Below are 17,028 nucleotides of genomic sequence, written 5' to 3' on the forward strand. Positions count from 1 at the left end.
CGAACTCAGGCGAAGCGGCGGCGGCGTTCGGCGCTTTGCAGGGTGTCGCGGACGAAGTCGGACGGGGTGTCCGCCTCGGCCAGCACGGCTTCCTTGATGGCGCGGGGTTCGCCGAACAGGTGGCCCTGGCCCATGGCGATGTCCAGCTCCAGCACGTCCACCACCTGACGTTCGGTCTCCACCTTTTCGGCGATGACCTCCATGCCGTAGCGGCGCACCAGACCGGCGAAGTCGGCGGCCTGGATGTCGCGCAGGGACGGCAGGGCCGCGCCCGCGTCCTGATCCAGCAACTGTTCGATCAGCAGGTCGGCGGAGATCTTGACGAATTTCACGTCGGAGCGCTGCAGGTCGGTGAAGTCCAAGTCCAGGGTCTGGACCTTGTCGATGGAGAAGCGGAAGCCCAGGTCGGCCAGCTTGGCCATGTTGCGGGCCTCGACCGCGCCGCGCGCGTCGAACACCGCCTGGCCCAGCTCGAAGATCAGGGCGTCCTTCAGGTCGCGGTTCTCGCTGAGGAACTCGAGGAATTTGGGGAAGAAGGTCTCGTCGCCCAGGGAGGTCAGGGAGACGTTGCAGAACACCCCCACCTTGCGGTCCTGCGTCGCCAGCCGCCGCACGATCTGGGCGCAGCGGAACAGCAGCAGGTTGTCGATGGCGGGGACCAGGCCCTCGCCCTCGGCCACCGACAGATATTCGGCGGGCATCAGCACCCGGCCGGTGCCGTCGCGCAGGCGGGTGAAGCTCTCGTAGAAGGTGGTGCGCCGCTGGGGCAGGGTGACCACCGGCTGCAGGTAAAGATCCACCCGGTTGTCGGCCAGGGCGTCCTGGACCGTGCGGAGCAGGGCGTTGGACTGCTGATAGATGCGGGCTTCGAGGCTGCCGGGCGGGTAGGTCGGTGTGGCGGCCAGCTTGGCCTCGAGGCCCTCGCTGATCTGGGTGACCAGGCTTTCCAGCATGCGGACCTCGGTGGTCAGCTCCTCGGTGCGCGACAGGGCGCCGGTCTCGATGGCCTGGGCCAGTTCGCTGAGGGCGTTCTGGGTGTTCTCCATGGCGTCGGCCAGCAGGCGGTGGGCCTGACGCACGGCCTCGACCTCGCGGCGGATGGCGCGGCGGTCCAGCGAGCCGGTCACCAGGGCGTGCAGGGCCATGCCCACGCCCAGCGCCCCGAAGAAGGCCGCCGTCGCATTGCCCAGCCCGAAGCCCGCGCGCCAGATGAGCGCCGAGACCGTCAGGCCCAGGAACAGATAGGATGCAAGGAGCAGCCCGGATGTGATCTTGCGCATGGGATGGATCGCCGCCTTCCCGGATGGAATCGCCCGAGTATCGGGGTATCAGGGGTCCGCGGCTAGTGCCGTATAGGGGAACAAGAAGGTTAACGCATGAAACTGTTCGATTTGTCGGGGAAAACCGCCGTCATCACCGGGTCTTCCAAGGGCATCGGCAAGGCCATCGCCGAGCAGATGGCCGATCACGGGGCCAATGTCGTCATCTCGTCGCGCAAGGCGGGGCCCTGCGACGAGGTCGCCCAGGCCATCAATGCGAAGCACGGCGAAGGCCGCGCCATCGCCGTTCCGGCCAACATCGCATCGAAGGAAGACCTGCAGCGTCTGGTGGACGAGACCAACGCCGCCTTCGGCAAGATCGACATTCTGGTGTGCAACGCCGCCACCAATCCCTACGCCGGGCCCATGGCCGGGATCACCGACGAGCAGTTCGGAAAGATTCTCCAGAACAACGTCATCTCGAATCACTGGTTGATCCAGATGGTCGCGCCCCAGATGCTGGAGCGGAAGGACGGCTCGATCATCCTGCTGTCGTCCATCGGCGGCTTGCGGGGCAACGCCCTGATCGGCGCCTACAATGTCTCCAAGGCCGCCGACATGCAGATGGCGCGCAATCTGGCGGTGGAGTGGGGGCCCTCCAACGTGCGGGTGAACTGCATCGCGCCGGGCCTGGTCCAGACCGACTTCGCCAAATACCTGTGGGAGAACCCGGACCTGCTGAAGACCGTCACCGAGCCGGCGCCCCTGAAGCGCATCGGCCAGCCGGACGAGATCGCCGGGGCGGCGGTCTATCTGGCGGCGCCGGCCTCCGCCTACATGACCGGCCAGACCCTGGTGATCGACGGCGGGGTCACCATTGCCTGGTAAGGGCCATGTCGCCGGCCGGGACGACCGTCCGTCGCCCGGCAAACGCCTGGGCTGGCTGGCCCAGGCGGCGGCCTTTTCGGCCTATTCCGGCCTGATGCGGGCCCTGCCGGTGGAGACGGCGTCCAATTTCGGCGCCTGGCTGGTGGCCCGCATCGGCCCCATGACCGGCACCGAGAAGACGGTGCAGAGGAACCTGCGCCTGGCCTTTCCTGATCTGGACGAGGCCGGGCGCCGCGCCCTGTCCCGCGCCCAGTGGGAAAGCACGGGCCGGACCTTCGCCGAGTTTCCGCTGATGGACCGCATCACCCCGGCGACGGGGCGGGTGGAGGTGGTGGGGGCCGAACGGCTGCACGCCATACGGGACAGCGGCCGGGCGGCGGTGCTGGTCTCGGGACACTTCTCGAACTGGGAGGCCATGGCCGCGGCCATCGTCTCCACCGGGCTGAAGACCCAGATCACCTACCGGGCGGGCAACAATCCCTATGTGGACCGCATGATCATCGACGGCCGCGCCCGCTATGGCGTGGAGCTGATGGCGGCCAAGGGCGGGGACGGCGCGCGCGAGCTGCTGGACGGCATGAAGCGCGGCGAGTCCGTGGCCCTGCTGAACGATCAGAAATTCCGTGAGGGGCCGGCGGTGGCCTTCTTCGGCCATCCGGTGAACACCGCTACCGGCCCCAGCCGCCTGGCCCAGCGGTTCGACGCGCCGATCATTCCGGTGACGGTGGAGCGGTCAGGCCCGGCCCGGCTGAAAGTGACCTTCCATCCCGAGATGCGGGTGCGCCCGGCCACGTCTCCCGCCGACAAGGCCCGGGCCGTGGAGGAGGCGACCCAGGCCATCACCCGCTTCATTGAGGATCAGGTGCGGTCGCGGCCCGAGGAATGGTTCTGGACCCACAAGCGCTGGCCCGAGGACGTCTATGCGACGTTGGACGTGGAGCCCGCATCGGTGGAGCGGCGGAAGGGCCCGGCGTAGTCGAAGGGCGTCTTTCTGCGGCGGCAGGGGCCGAAATAGTCGTCCGCCTTGACGAAGGGGCGCGGGTGGAAGATCACGGCGTGGATCCGGTCCAGCATCGCCTTGGGCGTGACCGGCTTGACCACGAATTCGGTGACGCCGGCGTCGCGCGCCTCCTGGACCCTGGCCCGCTCGGAATGGCCGGTCATCATGATGATCGGCAGATAGGGGTTGGCGCTGTCGGGGCTGTTGCGGACCATGCGGGTGAACTCCACACCGTCCAGCGGGAACATGTTGAAATCGACGATGGCCAGGTCGATGGGCAGGTGGTCCAGCACCTTCAGCGCCTCGGCGCCGTCGTCCACCTCATGGATGCGGCGGATGCCCGCGGACTTCAGAATGGCTCCCGCAATCATGCGCATGTGCTGGTTGTCGTCCACCAGCAGAACCTCAAGCGCGTCCATCGCCGCCATCGTGCGGAGTTCCTCTGTCACCGGCTCCCCGCCGATTCGGCGCAAGTTAGGCACAAACGGGGGGCGTGAAAATCCCCAAAGAATGCGAGACTTGGCCATGGAACCGCTACCATGACCGGCCGGGGAAGGGTCAGGCCGGCGGCGGAGCCCCTGCGCCGACCAGCAGGCTCGGATCGAGGTTTCGGTCGCGCCATTTCAGGCGCCAGCACAGGTGGGGGCCCGTGGCCCGGCCGCTGGCGCCGACCCGGCCGATCGGCTCGCCCTGGATCACCTGCTGGCCGGGACGCACGTCCAGACGCGACTGGTGCAGATAGGCCGAGATCAGGCCCTGACCGTGATCGATCAGGGTCAGCCCGCCCTCGAAATGCAGGTCCGGCTCGGCCAGGGTGACCAGGCCGTCGGCGGGGGCGCGGATCACCGCGCCGGTCGGCGCGCCAAGGTCGATGCCGTAGTGGGGCCGGGCCGGGGTGCCGTTCAGGACGCGCTGGGCGCCCCAGCGGCTGGTGACCCGCCAGGTCTCCAGCGGACGGATGAAGCCGCCGTTGAAATGGTCGGCGTCCGCGCGGCTGGCGAAGCCTTCGGTCTTGAGCGCCGCCTCGCGCTGGATGCGGGCCAGGACCTCGGGCGCGGTGGGAGTCACCGTCTGGGGCGGCAGGCCGTCGATGCGGGTGATGGCGAAATCGCCCGGGGCGATGGTCAGATCACGGCTCTCGCGCCGGACACCGGACAGGACCTCGATCCGGGCCGACGTCGGGGCGTCCCGGTCGAAGCCGACGATGAACAGCCCCGCCGCCGAGGCGGTGGTCAGGGCCTCGCCGTCCACGAAGACGATGGCGCGGGGCCAGGTGCGGCCCATGGCGAAGCCGCCCTGGACGAACCGTCCGTCCAGGGAGAGGCCCTCGCGGGACCAGGCGGGTCCGGCCAGGCCCAGGGCGCCGGCGCCCAGCAGGAAGGATCGGCGGGCGGCGATCATGCCGCCGCCGCCCGTTCCATAAGCTCGGCCGGGCCCACATAGGCTTCCTGAAGATCGATGCTCCAGTAGCGCAGGGCGTCCAGCGGGATCTGGCGGGCCGTCACGGCGCAGACGACGAAGCGCCCGGGCTTGAGCACCACATAGTCGCAGTCGCCATAGTGAAGCCGGGCCAGACCGTCGGGATTGGGATCACGGGCGTTCATGGTTCCTCTCTAACGCCGCGCGGGCCGTGTGTCAGTCGCGGGCCGGCTCAAAATTCCGGCACCCGTCCGCGAATCCCGCCGCTCCCGTGACAATGATCGACAAAATACGCGCCTGACCCGTTGTGGCCACATGACGGTCTATGATGCGCATGCGTCCGGGCGCTTCCTAGAGCGCGGCGCATGGGCTAGGCAGGGTCTGAAACCGCAAGGGAAATTTGTGTAATGCGTGTTCTGGTTCTCGGCGGCGACGGCTTCTGCGGCTGGCCCACCGCGCTGCATCTGTCGGCGCGGGGCTGGGACGTCACCGTGGTGGACAACCTGTCGCGGCGGAACATCGACAACGAGCTGGAGGTGGCGTCCCTGACCCCGATCCGGCCCATCGGCGAGCGCATCGCCGCCTGGAAGGCCATCTCGGGCCGCCAGATCGACTTTCACAACCTGACCCTGGGCAAGGAGTTCGACCGCTTCGTCGCCCTGCTGAAGGACGAGAAGCCCGACGCCATCGTCCATTTCGCCGAACAGCGCGCCGCGCCCTATTCCATGAAGTCGGCGCGGCACAAGCTCTACACCGTCGACAACAATCTGAACGCCACCAACCATGTGCTGGCGGCCATGGTGGAGAGCGGGCTGGACATCCATCTGGCGCATCTGGGCACCATGGGCGTCTATGGCTACGCCACCGCCGGGCTGACCATTCCCGAAGGCTATCTGACCGTGACGGTGGAGACCGACCGCGGCCCGGTGGAGCAGGAGATCCTGTTCCCGCCGAACCCCGGCTCCATCTATCACATGACCAAGACCCAGGACGCCCTGCTGTTCCAGTTCTACGCCAAGAACGACGGGGTGCGGATCACCGACCTGCACCAGGGAATCGTCTGGGGCACCCAGACCGAGGAGACGCGCCAGGACGAGCGCCTGATCAACCGCTTCGACTATGACGGAGACTACGGCACGGTGCTGAACCGCTTTCTGATGCAGGCGGCGGTGGGCCATCCCCTGACCGTCCACGGTTCAGGCGGCCAGACGCGGGCCTTCATTCACATCCAGGACACGGTGCGCTGCATCGAACTGGCCCTCGAGAACGCGCCGAAGCCGGGCGACCGGGTCAAGATCCTGAACCAGATGACCGAGAGCCACCGGGTGCGTGACCTGGCCGGCATGATTGCCGAAATGACGGGCGCCGAGATCGCCAATGTGCCCAATCCCCGCCACGAGGCTGACGAGAACGACCTGGTGGTGGCCAACGACAAGTTCCGCGACCTGGGCCTGAAGCCCATTACCCTGGCCCAGGGCCTGCTTGACGAGGTGACCGACGTCGCCCGCCGCTACGCCGACCGCGCCGATCTTTCCAAGGTGCCGTGCGTCTCGCACTGGAACGCCGCGCGCGAACAGGCGTCGCGGGATCAGACAGGGGCCAGTGTCACCCGTCTCGAGACGCGCCAGGCGAGTTGATCGCCTTGTCCCGCACAGTCCTTGTTTTCGGCGGCGGCTATCTGGGCGAGGCCATCGCGCGGCGCGCTGACGCAGAGGGCGCCCGTGCGGTGCTGACCTCGCGCTCGCCCGAGCGGCGACAGGCGCTGGAGGCCAGAAGCATCGCCGCGCTCGACCCGGAGGACGCAGGGGCGCTGGCCCGCGCGGCGGCCGGGGCCCACGCCATCGTCGTCGCAGCCCCGCCCGACGCGCGAGGCTGTCCCGGCGCTCGCGTGTTGCTGCCGGCCCTGGCGGCGGCGGGCGCCTATCCCGACTGGATCGGTTATGTCTCATCCACCGCCGTCTATGGCGACCGGGCCGGGGGCTGGGTGTTCGAGGACGACCCGCTGAACGCCGCCAGCATCCAGGGCGCCCGGCGGGTGCGGGCGGAACGGGAATGGCTGGAAGCCGGCCCGGGCCTCGGTCTGACCGTTCAGATTTTCCGCCTGCCCGGCATCTACGGCCCGGGGCGCTCGCCGGTGGACCGGCTGCGGGCGGGCACGGCGCGGCTGGTGCGCAAGCCGGGCCAGATCTTCAACCGCATCCATGTGGACGACGCCGCCTCGGGCCTGTTCGCCTCCATGGCGCGGCCCCGCCCGGGCGGGCTCTACAATCTGGCCGATGACGAGCCGGCGCCCGCAGATGTGGTGACCGAATGGACCGCGCGCCGCATGGAGCTGGCGCCGCCGCCCGAGACCGAGTGGACCGATCCGTCGGTCAGCGAGACCATGCGGCGGTTCTATCTGGACTCCAAACGCGTCTCCAACGCCCGGGCCAAGGCCGAGCTGGGCTGGCGGCCGGCGTTCGCCAGCTACCGCGAGGGGATCGAGGCGATACTGGCGGCCGGCTGATCCCTCTCATCCCCATCACATGGGATGGGGAGGTGGCGCGGGCGCGAGTCAGCGCCCGTGACGGAGGGGGCGGCGCCGGCGGTCAGGGATAATGGGTCATGCGGCCAACATCGAGCCGCCCCCTCCACCACGCCCTTTCGGGCGCGGTCCCCCTCCCCACGGCGTGGGGAGGAGAGGCGACTCCTAGAAAGGCAGCAAATTCCGCTGGCGGCTGTAGGCCATGGTGCCCACGTTGGCGCCCAGGCGCAGGCCGACCCCGGTGCGGATGGGGGCCAGGACGATGCCGTCCGCCTGCTGGTAGTTCACGCCCAGACCCGCGATCAGATAGGCCGTCCCCTCGACGCCCGGGTAGCGGCGGTACAGCATGTCCGGATGGAACAGGCCGTAGACCAGGGTGAACACCCGGCTGGCGTTGCCGCCGAAGTCCCAGCCCACGGAGATGCCCTGCCAGAACACTTCCTGGGAGGCGCTGAGGTCCTTCATGTGAAGGGCGCCGCGGCCATAGCGCAGGCCGATGGCGGCCGCGCCCGAACCTTCCTCGCCGGCGATGTAGCCGGTGGGGCGGTCGCCCTGGTCGGCGAACACCCGTTCGATGGCCGCGCCGATGGCCTCGGCGGCGATGCCCAGTTCACGGGAACCGGCGGCCACCAGTTCGTCGAAGGTGTAGGCGGGGGCCGTGGCGTCGGAACGGATCGGATAGTTGGGATCGGCCGGCTGGCGGGTGGCGCAGGCGCCCACGGCGCCGGCGGCGAGACCGGAAAGGATCAGTTGGCGGCGTTGCATGGGCGGCTCCGTCAGCGGGGAATCAGGATCAGTCCCGAACTTCCCCGGTTTTTACGGCGCATGTACGGCCACAGGGTTAACGGCGCGGTAAGGCGCCGCGCCTGCGACCGCGTCAGCCCTTGGCCGACGCTCCGGCCAGGATCACGTCCAGCTGACGCGACAGGCGCTCGGACAGGGCCTTTTCGTCCCACCCGTCATAGGCCGCGCCGCGATAGTTGGTCAGCCAGGAATCCCACACCATGTCGCCCACCAGACGGGTGTCCACATCCTGCTTCAGTTCGCCCGAGCGCACGCCGTCGCGCAGCACCTCGCCGATCACCGACAACAGGCCCTTGGTGAAGCCGCGGGCGCGCTGTTCGGCCTCCTGGGGCTGGAACCAGGACCGGGCGACGATGGCCTGCATCAGGGGCAGGTGGCCCAGGGTGTGATGATAGCCGGCGTCAAGCGCCGTAGTCAGGCGCGCCTTGACCGGACCGGACGGGGCGGCGGATGCGCGCACGACCTCGGTCAGGCGCTCCATGTTCTCGGCCAGAACGGCCTCGAACAGTTCAGCCTTGTCCTGGAAATTGGCGAACACGGCGCCAGTGGACATACCGGCGCCCTTGGCGATGTCGCGGATGGTCGCCGGGTCATAGCCGCGCTCCGAGAACAGATCCCGGGCGGCGTCCAGCACCTTCTGGCGCGTGCGAACCTTGGCGGCCTGGCGGCGATTGAGGCGGGGGCCGTCAGCGGGTTGGTCGACGGGCTCGAAGGGTGCGTTCAGGGAAGACTCTCGCATACTCACTGTCACTCTACGCTTGGGCGCTGCGGCCCGAACCGGTAACCCCCCCGGTCACGTTCAAACGAGGCTCCTCGATATTTGAGCTCTCGGAACTTTTATCGGTTATTGCGAATAAATTCAGTGACTTGTTGTCACCGGGCTAATCGGAGCGCTGTTTTGAACACGCAAGGGTGACCAAAATGCGTTCCACAGGTTAATGAAAAGGTTTTCCGGTGGACAACCCGTCTGGCGATTCCCGCCCCGAAACCGCATAGTTAACGGACATTCCGGCGAGGGGAGGCGGCCATGGCCCATCGGGCGACGGGGTACCTGAAGAAGGTGCTGAGTGATGATGAGCTCATCATGCGCATCACCCGGCGTCACTGGATCGTGCGCGTGTTCAGGACCATGTGGTGGGCTCTGACCTTCTGGGCCATGCTGGCGGGGGCGGCCTGGCTTTACCGAACCACATACGAGGGCGACGACCGCTGGATGTGGGTGGCGGGCCTGGCCGTGATCCCCCTGTGCGGCTGGATCTGGGAGCATCTGGTCTGGCGCAATCAGATGAATGTCATGACCAGCCGCCGCATCATCCAGATGGAAGGGGTGCTGAACAAGAAGGTCTCAGACAGCCTTCTGGAGAAGCTGAACGACGTGAAGACCGAGCAGACCCTGATCGGCCGCATCATGGGTTTCGGCGACATCCTGATCCTGACCGCCAGCGAGCAGGGCGCCAATCACCTGAAGACCATCGCCGATCCGCTGGGTTTCAAGCGCGCCATGCTGGACGCCAAGGACGCTCTGGACGACGAGCACGCCGGGATCGACTGACGGCTACTCGGCCGGGCGCTCGGGCAGTCGCGCGCGCAGGGCGCGGGCGGGGCGGCGGCGCGCCTCGGGCATGGCGGCCTGGAAGGATTTCCGGAACGCGTCGCGGCGCTCGTGCACCGAGGCCAGGACCAGGCCCATGGGCACGCCCAGATCCACCAGGGTGTTCTCGGCCAGCTGCAGGCTGGCCTCGATGGTCTCCGGCACCGCGTCGGTGACGCCCAGTGCATAGAGTCGCTCCGCATGGCGGTCATCGCGGGCGCGGGCGATGATGATCAGATCGTCGCGCAGGGTGCGGGTCACACCCACCACCTCGTCCACCTTGCCGGGGGCGTCCATGGTGATGACCAGGGCCCGGATGCCGTCCACGCCGCACAGCTTCAGCATCTCCGGATTGGCGGCGTCGCCGTAATAGACCGGCTCGCCCTTGCGGCGGGCGGCGGTCACGGCCCTGGAGTTGGAATCGATGGCGATGTAGCTCTGATCATGGGCCTTCAGCATTTCGGCCACCAGCTGTCCCACCCGGCCGAAGCCGACGATCAGCACCGTGCTCTCGGGCGGGGTCAGCTCCGGCGCCTGCTCCACCTCATCATCAGTCTCAAGACGACGCGGGCGGCGCGTGATGCGCGCGCCGAGGGTGGCCAGCAACGGGATGGCGAACATGGTCAGGGTGGCGGACACCAGCACCGACTGGATGAAGGCGGGGGAGGCCACGCCCTCGGCCACACCGGCGCTGAGGATGACGAAGGCGAACTCGCCGGCCGGTCCCAGCACGAGCGCGGTCTCCAGGGCCTGGCGCGACTTCAGTCCCGCCACGCGCGCCAGGGTGAAGATCACCGCCGCCTTGATAACCACCAGTCCCAGGGCCAGCGACAGGATGCGCAGCGGCTCGGCGAATACGGCGTCCAGATCCAGGCCGATGCCGACGCTGACGAAGAAGACGCCCAGCAGCAGGCCCTTGAAAGGCTCGATGGCCAGCTCGACCTCGCGCCGGTACTCGGTCTCGGCCAGCAGCAGGCCCGCGATCAGGGCGCCCAGACCCATGGACAGGCCCGCCGCCTGGGCCGCCACGCCGCCGCCGACCACGATCAGCAGGGCGGCGGCCAGGAACAGCTCCCGCCCCGGCGCCCGGGCTACCGAGCGGAACAGGGGGCGCAGCACCAGCCGGCCCAGAATGACGATCAGCCCGACCCCCAGGGCGGCGGGGGCGAGGGTCAGAAGGGCCGTGCCGATGGCGGCGGGGTGCAGCCCGCCGTCCGCGGTCGCGGCCAGAGCCGCCAGCACGGTGACGGTGATCAGCAGCGGCGCCACCGCCAGATCCTGGGCCAGCAGGATCGAGAAGGTCGCCCGCCCCGAACCCGCGCCCATACGGTTCCGTTCAGCCAGGACCGGCAGCACGATGGCGGTGGACGACAACGCCAGGGCCATGCCCGCCACCAGCGCGGTGTCGAGAGTCTGTCCCATGACGAGGAACAGGGCGGAGAGGGCGGCGGTGCAGGCGAGAATCTGGGCCACGCCCAGGCCAAACACCATGCGCCGCATGGTCTTCAGCCGTCCCCAGGACAGCTCCAGCCCGATCATGAACAAGAGGAACGCCACGCCGAGCTCGGCCAGGACGGCCATGTCCGACCGGTCGGTGATGGTCAGCCACTCCACCCAGGGGGCCACGTCGGCGAACCGGCCCAGGCCGTCGGGCCCCAGCAGCACGCCTGCGGCCAGGAAGCCCAGCACGGGGCTGACCTTGAACCGGCTGAAGATGGGCACCAGCACCCCGGCGGCGGCCAGGAAGACCACCAGATCCTTGTACTCGCCCGCGTGTTCGGCCGCCATTCAACCCCACCTTGTCAGACACCCATCTAAAGGGCATCGCGCGCCCCGATGCGATAGCGGCCGAAGGTTCGATGAACTTTTTTTTAGGTTCAGGGGGCGGTCCGGACCCTTATGGTGGGCCGACCTTGTCCCGGCTCAGGGACCGCTATGGGAAACACCATGAAAAGACTGATGATCGGCGCCGCCGTCGCCGCCCTGCTGCTGCCTGCGGCGGCCATGGCCGATGACGGCCACGACCACGAGTGCATGAACCAGTCGTGCACCGTGCTGTCGCTGTTCCAGGCGCCGCAACTGGGCGCCACGGGCTATGAGAGCATCGAGACGCCGCGCTACGGAACCTGGGGCTTCGACCTTGAAGGCCGCGACACCAGCGTCCGCCCCGGCGACGACTTCTTCCGCTACGCCAACGGGACCTATGTGGACAATCTGGAGATCCCGGCCGACCGCACCCGCTACGGCTCGTTCGACCTGCTGAGCCAGCTGTCCGAGAACCGCATGACGGCGCTGATCGCCGAGATTTCCGCATCCGGGGATCTCGCCGCCGGCAGCGACGAAGCCAAGGTCCGCGACGCCTACAACAGCTTCATGGACGTGGCGGCCATCAACGCCCTGGACGCCCAGCCCATCCAGCCGATGCTGGCCGCCATCCGCGCCATCGACAGCCATGACGCCATGGCCGCCTACATGGGCGGAACCCAGGGCGTCCCGGGCGGCTCGTTCTGGGGGACCTACATCAGCGACGACGCCCGCAATCCGGAGGCCTATGCGGTCTATCTGGGCCAGGGCGGCATCGGCCTGCCCAACCGCGACTATTACCTGGCCGAGAATTTCGCCGAGAAGCTGGCCGCCTATCAGGTCTATGTGGCGCAGATGCTAACCATGGCCGGCTGGGAGAACGCCGAACAGGCCGCCGCCGACGTGGTGCAGATGGAGACCGCCATCGCCACCGCCCACTGGACCCGCATCCAGAGCCGCGATCGCGACCTGACCTACAACCCCATGTCCACAGCCGAGCTGACCGCCTATGCGCCGGGCTTCGACTGGGCCGCCTATTTCGAGGCGGCCGGACTGGGCGAACAGGACCGCTTCGTGGTCAGCCAGAACACCGCCTTCCCGGAAATGGCGCGCGTCTTCGCCGAGGCGCCCATGGAGACCCTGCGCGCCTGGCAGGCGTTCCACACCGTGGATCAGGCCGCGCCCTATCTGTCCGAGCGCTTCGGCGACGCCCAGTGGGAGTTCCGCTCCCGCGAGCTGACCGGCGCCCAGGCCCAGCGGCCCCGCGACAAGCGCGGCGTCAGTTTCGCCCAGGGCCGTCTGGGTGAAGCCCTCGGCCGTCTGTACGTGGCCCGCTGGTTCCCGCCGGAGCACCGCGCCCAGATGGAGGAGCTGGTCCAGAACCTGAAGACCGCCATGGGCGAGCGCATCCGCAACCTGGACTGGATGAGCGAGGAGACCCGCGTCCGCGCCCTGGACAAGCTGGACAAGTTCGGCGTCAAGATCGGCTACCCGGATGAATGGCGCGACTATTCCGACCTGGACATCCAGGCGGGCGACCTGTTCGGCAACTACCTCCGCTCGGGCCAGTGGCGCTGGAACTACGATCTGAACCGTCTGGGCCGTCCGGTGGACGACGCCGAGTGGTTCATGACGCCCCAGACGGTGAACGCCTACTATTCCTCGACCAAGAACGAGATCGTCTTCCCGGCCGCGATCCTGCAGCCGCCGTTCTTCGATCCCGACGGCGACCCGGCGGTCAACTACGGCGCCATCGGCGGCGTGATCGGCCACGAGATCGGGCACGGCTTCGACGATCAGGGCCGCAAGTCCGACGGCGACGGCCGTCTGGAGGACTGGTGGACGGAAGAAGACGCCGCCCGCTTCGTCGCCCAGACCGACATCCTGGGCGCCCAGTACGACTCCTATGAGCCGATCCCCGGGCACTTCATCCAGGGCGCCCTGGCCATGGGCGAGAACATCGGCGATCTGGCCGGCGTGACCCTGGGTCTGGAAGCCTACCGGGTATCTCTGGGCGGGCAGGAAGCGCCGGTTCTGGACGGCTATACCGGCGACCAGCGGGTGTTCCTGGGCTGGGCCCAGGTGTGGCGGGGCCTGTACCGCGACGACGCCCTGCGCCAGCAACTGGCCCAGGGCCCGCACTCGCCCGCCGAGTTCCGCGTGATCGGGCCGGTGCGCAATGTGGACGCCTGGTACGACGCCTTCGACGTGCAGCCGGGCGACCGCTACTATGTGGCGCCGGAAGACCGGGTCCGCCTCTGGTAAGGCAGGTTTCCGTGACATGAGGAAGGGCCGGAGCGGCGACGCCCCGGCCCTTTTTCGTGGGTGGTTCCCCTCCCGCTCATCCGGGCGAAGGCCGGGATCCAGATCACAAGGCTGGATTACGGGAGGATTGCCCGACGGGTCTGGTCTCGCTCCCTGACGCCATTGACTTCGCATCTGGATCCCGGCCTTCGCCGGGATGAGCGCTCAAGCAGCGAGCGACCGCGTCGCGAGCGTTAGCGCACCAAAGACGGCGCTCAAGCAGCGAGCGACTGCGTCGCGAGCGTTAGCGCACCAAAGATGAGTCCCAGACAGAAAAAACCCGCCGCGGGGGATACATCGCGGCGGGTCTTCTCGCTCTCTGTCGGAGCGGGCGCTTCCTCCCCGAAACGCCGGAGAACCATCAGCTCGCCCGAAGGCGCGCCGTGCTTCACACAAGTGCAACAAAACGCCAAAATTGCGGGCGCGTCAAGCCGCCGCAGCCTTGAAAAACCGGGCAAAAGCAAGGTGATCGCTGATAACCCACGCAATGGCGAAGGTTATTTCCCGTGATCCATAATGGCCCGCACCGTGGCCGTCAGATCGGCGCGATCCACCAGCGACTGGCCCGGCCGTTCGCTGCGCCAGGCGTCGTTGTCGGCGACCTTGCGGGCCAGTTCGCGGCCCAGGTCCAGATCCTTGATGGTGACCTTGCCCGCCGCGATCTCGTCGCCGCCCATGATGACGGCGGCCGGGGCGCCGCGCCGGTCGGCGTATTTCATCTGGGCCTTCATGCCCGCCTTGCCCAGATAGACCTCGGCCGCGATCCCGGCGGCGCGCAGCTCCGAGGCGGCGGCGAAATAGTGGGCCATGTCGTCTTCGGAAAAGGCGATGATCACCACGGGCCCCCGCGCGTCCCCGGCCGGGTCGCGGCCCGCCGCGCGCAAGGCCGAGACCAGACGCGACACGCCGAAGGAAAAGCCCGTGGCGGGGGTGCGCTCACCGGTGAAGCGGGCCACCAGATCGTCATAGCGTCCGCCGCCGCCGATGGAGCCGAAGCGCACCGGGCGGCCCTTGTCGTCAGTGGTGTCCAGCAGCAGCTCGGCCTCGAACACGGCGCCGGTGTAGTACTCCAGCCCGCGCACCACGGACGGGTCGATGCCGGCGGCGGCGTCGGCCACGCCCATGGCCTTGAGCGCCGCGCTGATGCGGCCCAGCTCGTTCAGCCCCTCGGCGCCCGCTTCAGTGCCGCCGACCACGGCGTCCAGGGCGTTCAGGACCTGATCGCGCGGCCCGGCCTGCACAGCCAGGAAGGCCAGCACGGCGTCGATGCCCCTGGCGTTCAGTCCGGCGCCTTTGGTGAAGTCGCCGGACTCGTCCAGCCGGCCTTCGCCCAGCAACAGCTTGACCCCGTCGGGCCCCAGCCGGTCCAGCTTGTCCACCGCGCGGAGCACCGCAAGGGTCTGGCCCTGTTCGGTCACGCCCGCGGCCTGAAGCACCCCGTTGACCAGCTTGCGGCTGGCGATCTTGATGACGGCCTGACCAGGCGCGAGGCCGGCGGCCTGCAGGCCCTCGACGGCCATGGCGATGATCTCGGCGTCCGCCTCGGGCCGGTCCGAGCCCACGGTGTCGGCGTCGCACTGGACGAATTCGCGGAAGCGGCCGGGGCCGGGCTTCTCGTTTCGCCACACGGGCCCGAAGGCGTAACGGCGGAACGGCTTGGGCAGGGTCTCCCAGGTCTGGGCCGCGAACCGGGCCAGGGGCGCGGTCAGGTCATAGCGCAGGGCCATCCACTGATCGTCGTCGTCCTGCAGGGCGAACACGCCTTCGTTGGGGCGGTCGGCGTCAGGCAGGAATTTGCCGAGGGCGTCGGCGTATTCGAAGGCCGATGTCTCCAGCGGCTCGAAGCCCCAGCGCTCATAGACCTCGGACACCGCCTGGACGATGCGGCGCTCGGCCACCAGGTCATGACCGCGCCGGTCCTGGAAACCGCGCGGCGCGCGGGCTTCGGGACGGACGGGTTCGGCGGTGGTGTCGGCGGGGGATGTCATGGCGCGCGATTACGCCATCACGTCCCCCGCGACAATGGTCAGGCTCCCCGCGCGCTCAAGCAGCGAGCCGCCGCGCGGCGAGCGTCAGCGCACAAACATGCGCTCAAGCAGCGAGCCGCCGCGCGGCGAGCGTCAGCGCACCTTATGCCCGCTTCAACGCGACGCCCTTGCCGTAGGTCAGGCGGCGCCAGACCCATTCCAGCGGCCCCATGCTGAACCGCGACAGCCACAGGGGCGACCAGATCAACTGCACCACCCAGATGCCGATGATGAACATCCACATCTCGGGCCAGCCCACCTGGCCGAAATAGCCCAGGCCGCGCCCGCCGTAGAAGATGGTGGTCATGATCAGGGTCTGGGTCAGATAGTTGGTGAAGGCCATCTGCCCGGCCTTCGCCAGCGGCGTCAGGATCAGTTTCAGCCCGAACCGCGCCAGCAGGATCAGGGCGCTGGCGTAGGCCAGCGACACCAGCGGCGCCAGGAAGGTGTTGGCCGGGCGCATCATGGTCTCGACCATGGGGAAGTCGGCGGCGATCACGGCCGAGCTTTCTCCGTAGATCAGCCACAATGAGCCGGCGCCCAGGGCGATGAACAGTCCATACATCCATGCGGGCGCGCGGCCGGCCAGGAAGCCGCTCTTGTAGAGTCCCATGCCGATCATCATCAGGGCCGCGGTGGCCGGAATGAAACCGATGGCCATGAACGGAACCACCGACACCCAACTGCCCATCAGGGTCAGCGTCGTTTCGAGGGCCGTGCCCTGATACTCGGCGATCATTTCCGCAATCTGCTGGGGCGAGGCGTCCCAGTTCATATCCGCCAGAGCTTCGGGCGGCGCCATGCGCATCAGGGCGATGGCGCCCACATAGAGCGCCGACAGGGTCACGTTCAGCACGGCCCCCACGATCAGAAGCCGCCTTGCACTCCAGGACCGCACCAGCAACACCAGAAGCCCGGTCAGGGCGTAGAGCAGCAGGATGTCGCCGAACCAGAAGAACAGACCGTGGGCCAGGCCGAACAGCCCCAGCCAGAACAGGCGCTTCCTGAGCAACTTGCCGCGCGTCAGGTCGCTGCGCTCGCCGCCGATCAGGAAGATCGACGCCCCGAACAACATGGAGAACAGGGTGCGCATCTTGTCCTGGAAGAACACATGCATGGTCTGCCAGGCCGCGGCCGCCTCGCCCTCCAGCCCGCCGGGCTGAAGCGAGGGGTTCATCATGACCGGCTCGGGCATGCCGAAGGTGATGGCGTTCACCGCCAGAATGCCCAGCACGGCGAAGCCGCGCACCACATCCAGGCTGAAGAGCCGGTCGGATGTGCGCACGGGCATCGGCTCCGCGACGGGATCGCGCTCTGATGTGTTGATGGCTGCTTCGGTCATGTCGCCCTCCCTGACAGACGTGCGGGAGGGTCGCCTCGATCCGCCCGATCGGCAAGCCGGGATTCGT

The 17,028-nt window shown here is 68.3% G+C and carries 15 protein-coding genes; 6 read left to right on the forward strand and 9 right to left on the reverse strand.

The window, feature by feature from the left end; genetic code table 11:
- Positions 1–5 precede the first annotated feature (5 nt).
- Positions 6–1,280: an EAL domain-containing protein gene (locus C0461_RS06220; protein ID WP_292104935.1), complete on the reverse strand. Its 1,275-nt coding sequence runs from the start codon at positions 1,278–1,280 to the stop codon at positions 6–8.
- A 96-nt stretch (positions 1,281–1,376) separates the two neighbouring features.
- Here C0461_RS06220 and C0461_RS06225 point away from each other — a divergent pair, with 96 nt between their 5' ends.
- Together C0461_RS06225 and C0461_RS06230 are read left to right on the forward strand one after the other, a co-directional pair.
- Entirely contained in the window at positions 1,377–2,147 is a 771-nt protein-coding gene (locus tag C0461_RS06225) for an SDR family oxidoreductase (protein WP_292104937.1), read from the forward strand.
- A complete protein-coding gene (locus tag C0461_RS06230; protein ID WP_292104939.1) occupies positions 2,137–3,123 on the forward strand; it encodes a lysophospholipid acyltransferase family protein in 987 nt (328 codons plus the stop codon). The genes C0461_RS06225 and C0461_RS06230 overlap by 11 nt, the downstream gene beginning before the upstream one ends.
- Here the strand turns inward: C0461_RS06230 and C0461_RS06235 are convergent.
- From C0461_RS06235 to C0461_RS06245, 3 genes are all read right to left on the reverse strand, one after another.
- On the reverse strand, positions 3,066–3,575 hold the full coding sequence (locus C0461_RS06235; protein ID WP_292104940.1) for a response regulator: 510 nt from the start codon (positions 3,573–3,575) through the stop codon (positions 3,066–3,068). The two genes, C0461_RS06230 and C0461_RS06235, sit on opposite strands and share 58 nt — an antisense overlap.
- A gap of 130 nt (positions 3,576–3,705) precedes the next feature.
- On the reverse strand, positions 3,706–4,548 hold the full coding sequence (locus C0461_RS06240; RefSeq protein WP_292104941.1) for a M23 family metallopeptidase: 843 nt from the start codon (positions 4,546–4,548) through the stop codon (positions 3,706–3,708).
- A complete protein-coding gene (locus C0461_RS06245; protein WP_292104942.1) occupies positions 4,545–4,751 on the reverse strand; it encodes a DUF2093 domain-containing protein in 207 nt (68 codons plus the stop codon). The genes C0461_RS06240 and C0461_RS06245 overlap by 4 nt, the downstream gene beginning before the upstream one ends.
- Before the next feature lie 222 nt (positions 4,752–4,973).
- Between C0461_RS06245 and C0461_RS06250 the strand changes: the two genes are divergently transcribed.
- Both C0461_RS06250 and C0461_RS06255 read left to right on the forward strand, forming a co-directional pair.
- Positions 4,974–6,203, forward strand: coding sequence for an NAD-dependent epimerase/dehydratase family protein (locus tag C0461_RS06250; protein WP_292104943.1), 1,230 nt, complete (start codon positions 4,974–4,976; stop codon positions 6,201–6,203).
- 5 nt (positions 6,204–6,208) lie between these two features.
- Positions 6,209–7,072: an NAD-dependent epimerase/dehydratase family protein gene (locus C0461_RS06255; RefSeq protein ID WP_292104944.1), complete on the forward strand. Its 864-nt coding sequence runs from the start codon at positions 6,209–6,211 to the stop codon at positions 7,070–7,072.
- A 183-nt stretch (positions 7,073–7,255) separates the two neighbouring features.
- On the opposite strand, the gene C0461_RS06260 is transcribed toward C0461_RS06255, so the two are convergent.
- Both C0461_RS06260 and C0461_RS06265 read right to left on the reverse strand, forming a co-directional pair.
- A complete protein-coding gene (locus C0461_RS06260; RefSeq protein ID WP_292104946.1) occupies positions 7,256–7,855 on the reverse strand; it encodes an EipA family protein in 600 nt (199 codons plus the stop codon).
- A 112-nt stretch (positions 7,856–7,967) separates the two neighbouring features.
- A complete protein-coding gene (locus C0461_RS06265; RefSeq protein ID WP_292104948.1) occupies positions 7,968–8,633 on the reverse strand; it encodes a TetR/AcrR family transcriptional regulator in 666 nt (221 codons plus the stop codon).
- 288 nt (positions 8,634–8,921) lie between these two features.
- On the opposite strand from C0461_RS06265, the gene C0461_RS06270 reads away from it, so the two are divergent.
- The gene (locus tag C0461_RS06270) at positions 8,922–9,446 is read left to right on the forward strand and encodes a PH domain-containing protein (RefSeq protein ID WP_292104949.1); all 525 of its coding nucleotides are present in this window, start codon (positions 8,922–8,924) and stop codon (positions 9,444–9,446) included.
- A 3-nt stretch (positions 9,447–9,449) separates the two neighbouring features.
- Here C0461_RS06270 and C0461_RS06275 read toward each other — a convergent pair whose 3' ends face one another.
- Positions 9,450–11,273, reverse strand: a complete 1,824-nt coding sequence (locus C0461_RS06275; RefSeq protein ID WP_292104951.1) for a cation:proton antiporter — start codon at positions 11,271–11,273, stop codon at positions 9,450–9,452.
- Positions 11,274–11,432: 159 nt separating this feature from the next.
- Here C0461_RS06275 and C0461_RS06280 point away from each other — a divergent pair, with 159 nt between their 5' ends.
- Complete coding sequence (locus C0461_RS06280) at positions 11,433–13,553, forward strand: M13-type metalloendopeptidase (protein ID WP_292104952.1); 2,121 nt, start codon at positions 11,433–11,435, stop codon at positions 13,551–13,553.
- A gap of 536 nt (positions 13,554–14,089) precedes the next feature.
- On the opposite strand, the gene hisS is transcribed toward C0461_RS06280, so the two are convergent.
- Together hisS and C0461_RS06290 are read right to left on the reverse strand one after the other, a co-directional pair.
- Entirely contained in the window at positions 14,090–15,580 is a 1,491-nt protein-coding gene (gene hisS / locus C0461_RS06285; protein ID WP_292104954.1) for a histidine--tRNA ligase, read from the reverse strand.
- A 142-nt stretch (positions 15,581–15,722) separates the two neighbouring features.
- Positions 15,723–16,961, reverse strand: coding sequence for a DUF418 domain-containing protein (locus C0461_RS06290; RefSeq protein ID WP_292104956.1), 1,239 nt, complete (start codon positions 16,959–16,961; stop codon positions 15,723–15,725).
- Positions 16,962–17,028 lie beyond the last annotated feature (67 nt).

This window comes from Brevundimonas sp. (genome assembly GCF_013823285.1).
Lineage (GTDB): Bacteria > Pseudomonadota > Alphaproteobacteria > Caulobacterales > Caulobacteraceae > Brevundimonas.

Bases quoted from the DNA above. Each gene is read 5' to 3' on its own strand.
- C0461_RS06275 (WP_292104951.1), bottom strand. From the start codon at position 11,273: ATGGCGGCCGAACACGCGGGCGAGTACAAGGATCTGGTGGTCTTCCTG.
- C0461_RS06290 (WP_292104956.1), bottom strand. From the start codon at position 16,961: ATGACCGAAGCAGCCATCAACACATCAGAGCGCGATCCCGTCGCGGAG.
- C0461_RS06240 (WP_292104941.1), bottom strand. From the start codon at position 4,548: ATGATCGCCGCCCGCCGATCCTTCCTGCTGGGCGCCGGCGCCCTGGGC.
- C0461_RS06280 (WP_292104952.1), top strand. From the start codon at position 11,433: ATGAAAAGACTGATGATCGGCGCCGCCGTCGCCGCCCTGCTGCTGCCT.
- C0461_RS06235 (WP_292104940.1), bottom strand. From the start codon at position 3,575: ATGGCGGCGATGGACGCGCTTGAGGTTCTGCTGGTGGACGACAACCAG.
- C0461_RS06245 (WP_292104942.1), bottom strand. From the start codon at position 4,751: ATGAACGCCCGTGATCCCAATCCCGACGGTCTGGCCCGGCTTCACTAT.
- C0461_RS06265 (WP_292104948.1), bottom strand. From the start codon at position 8,633: ATGCGAGAGTCTTCCCTGAACGCACCCTTCGAGCCCGTCGACCAACCC.
- hisS (WP_292104954.1), bottom strand. From the start codon at position 15,580: ATGACATCCCCCGCCGACACCACCGCCGAACCCGTCCGTCCCGAAGCC.
- C0461_RS06220 (WP_292104935.1), bottom strand. From the start codon at position 1,280: ATGCGCAAGATCACATCCGGGCTGCTCCTTGCATCCTATCTGTTCCTG.
- C0461_RS06250 (WP_292104943.1), top strand. From the start codon at position 4,974: ATGCGTGTTCTGGTTCTCGGCGGCGACGGCTTCTGCGGCTGGCCCACC.
- C0461_RS06225 (WP_292104937.1), top strand. From the start codon at position 1,377: ATGAAACTGTTCGATTTGTCGGGGAAAACCGCCGTCATCACCGGGTCT.
- C0461_RS06260 (WP_292104946.1), bottom strand. From the start codon at position 7,855: ATGCAACGCCGCCAACTGATCCTTTCCGGTCTCGCCGCCGGCGCCGTG.
- C0461_RS06270 (WP_292104949.1), top strand. From the start codon at position 8,922: ATGGCCCATCGGGCGACGGGGTACCTGAAGAAGGTGCTGAGTGATGAT.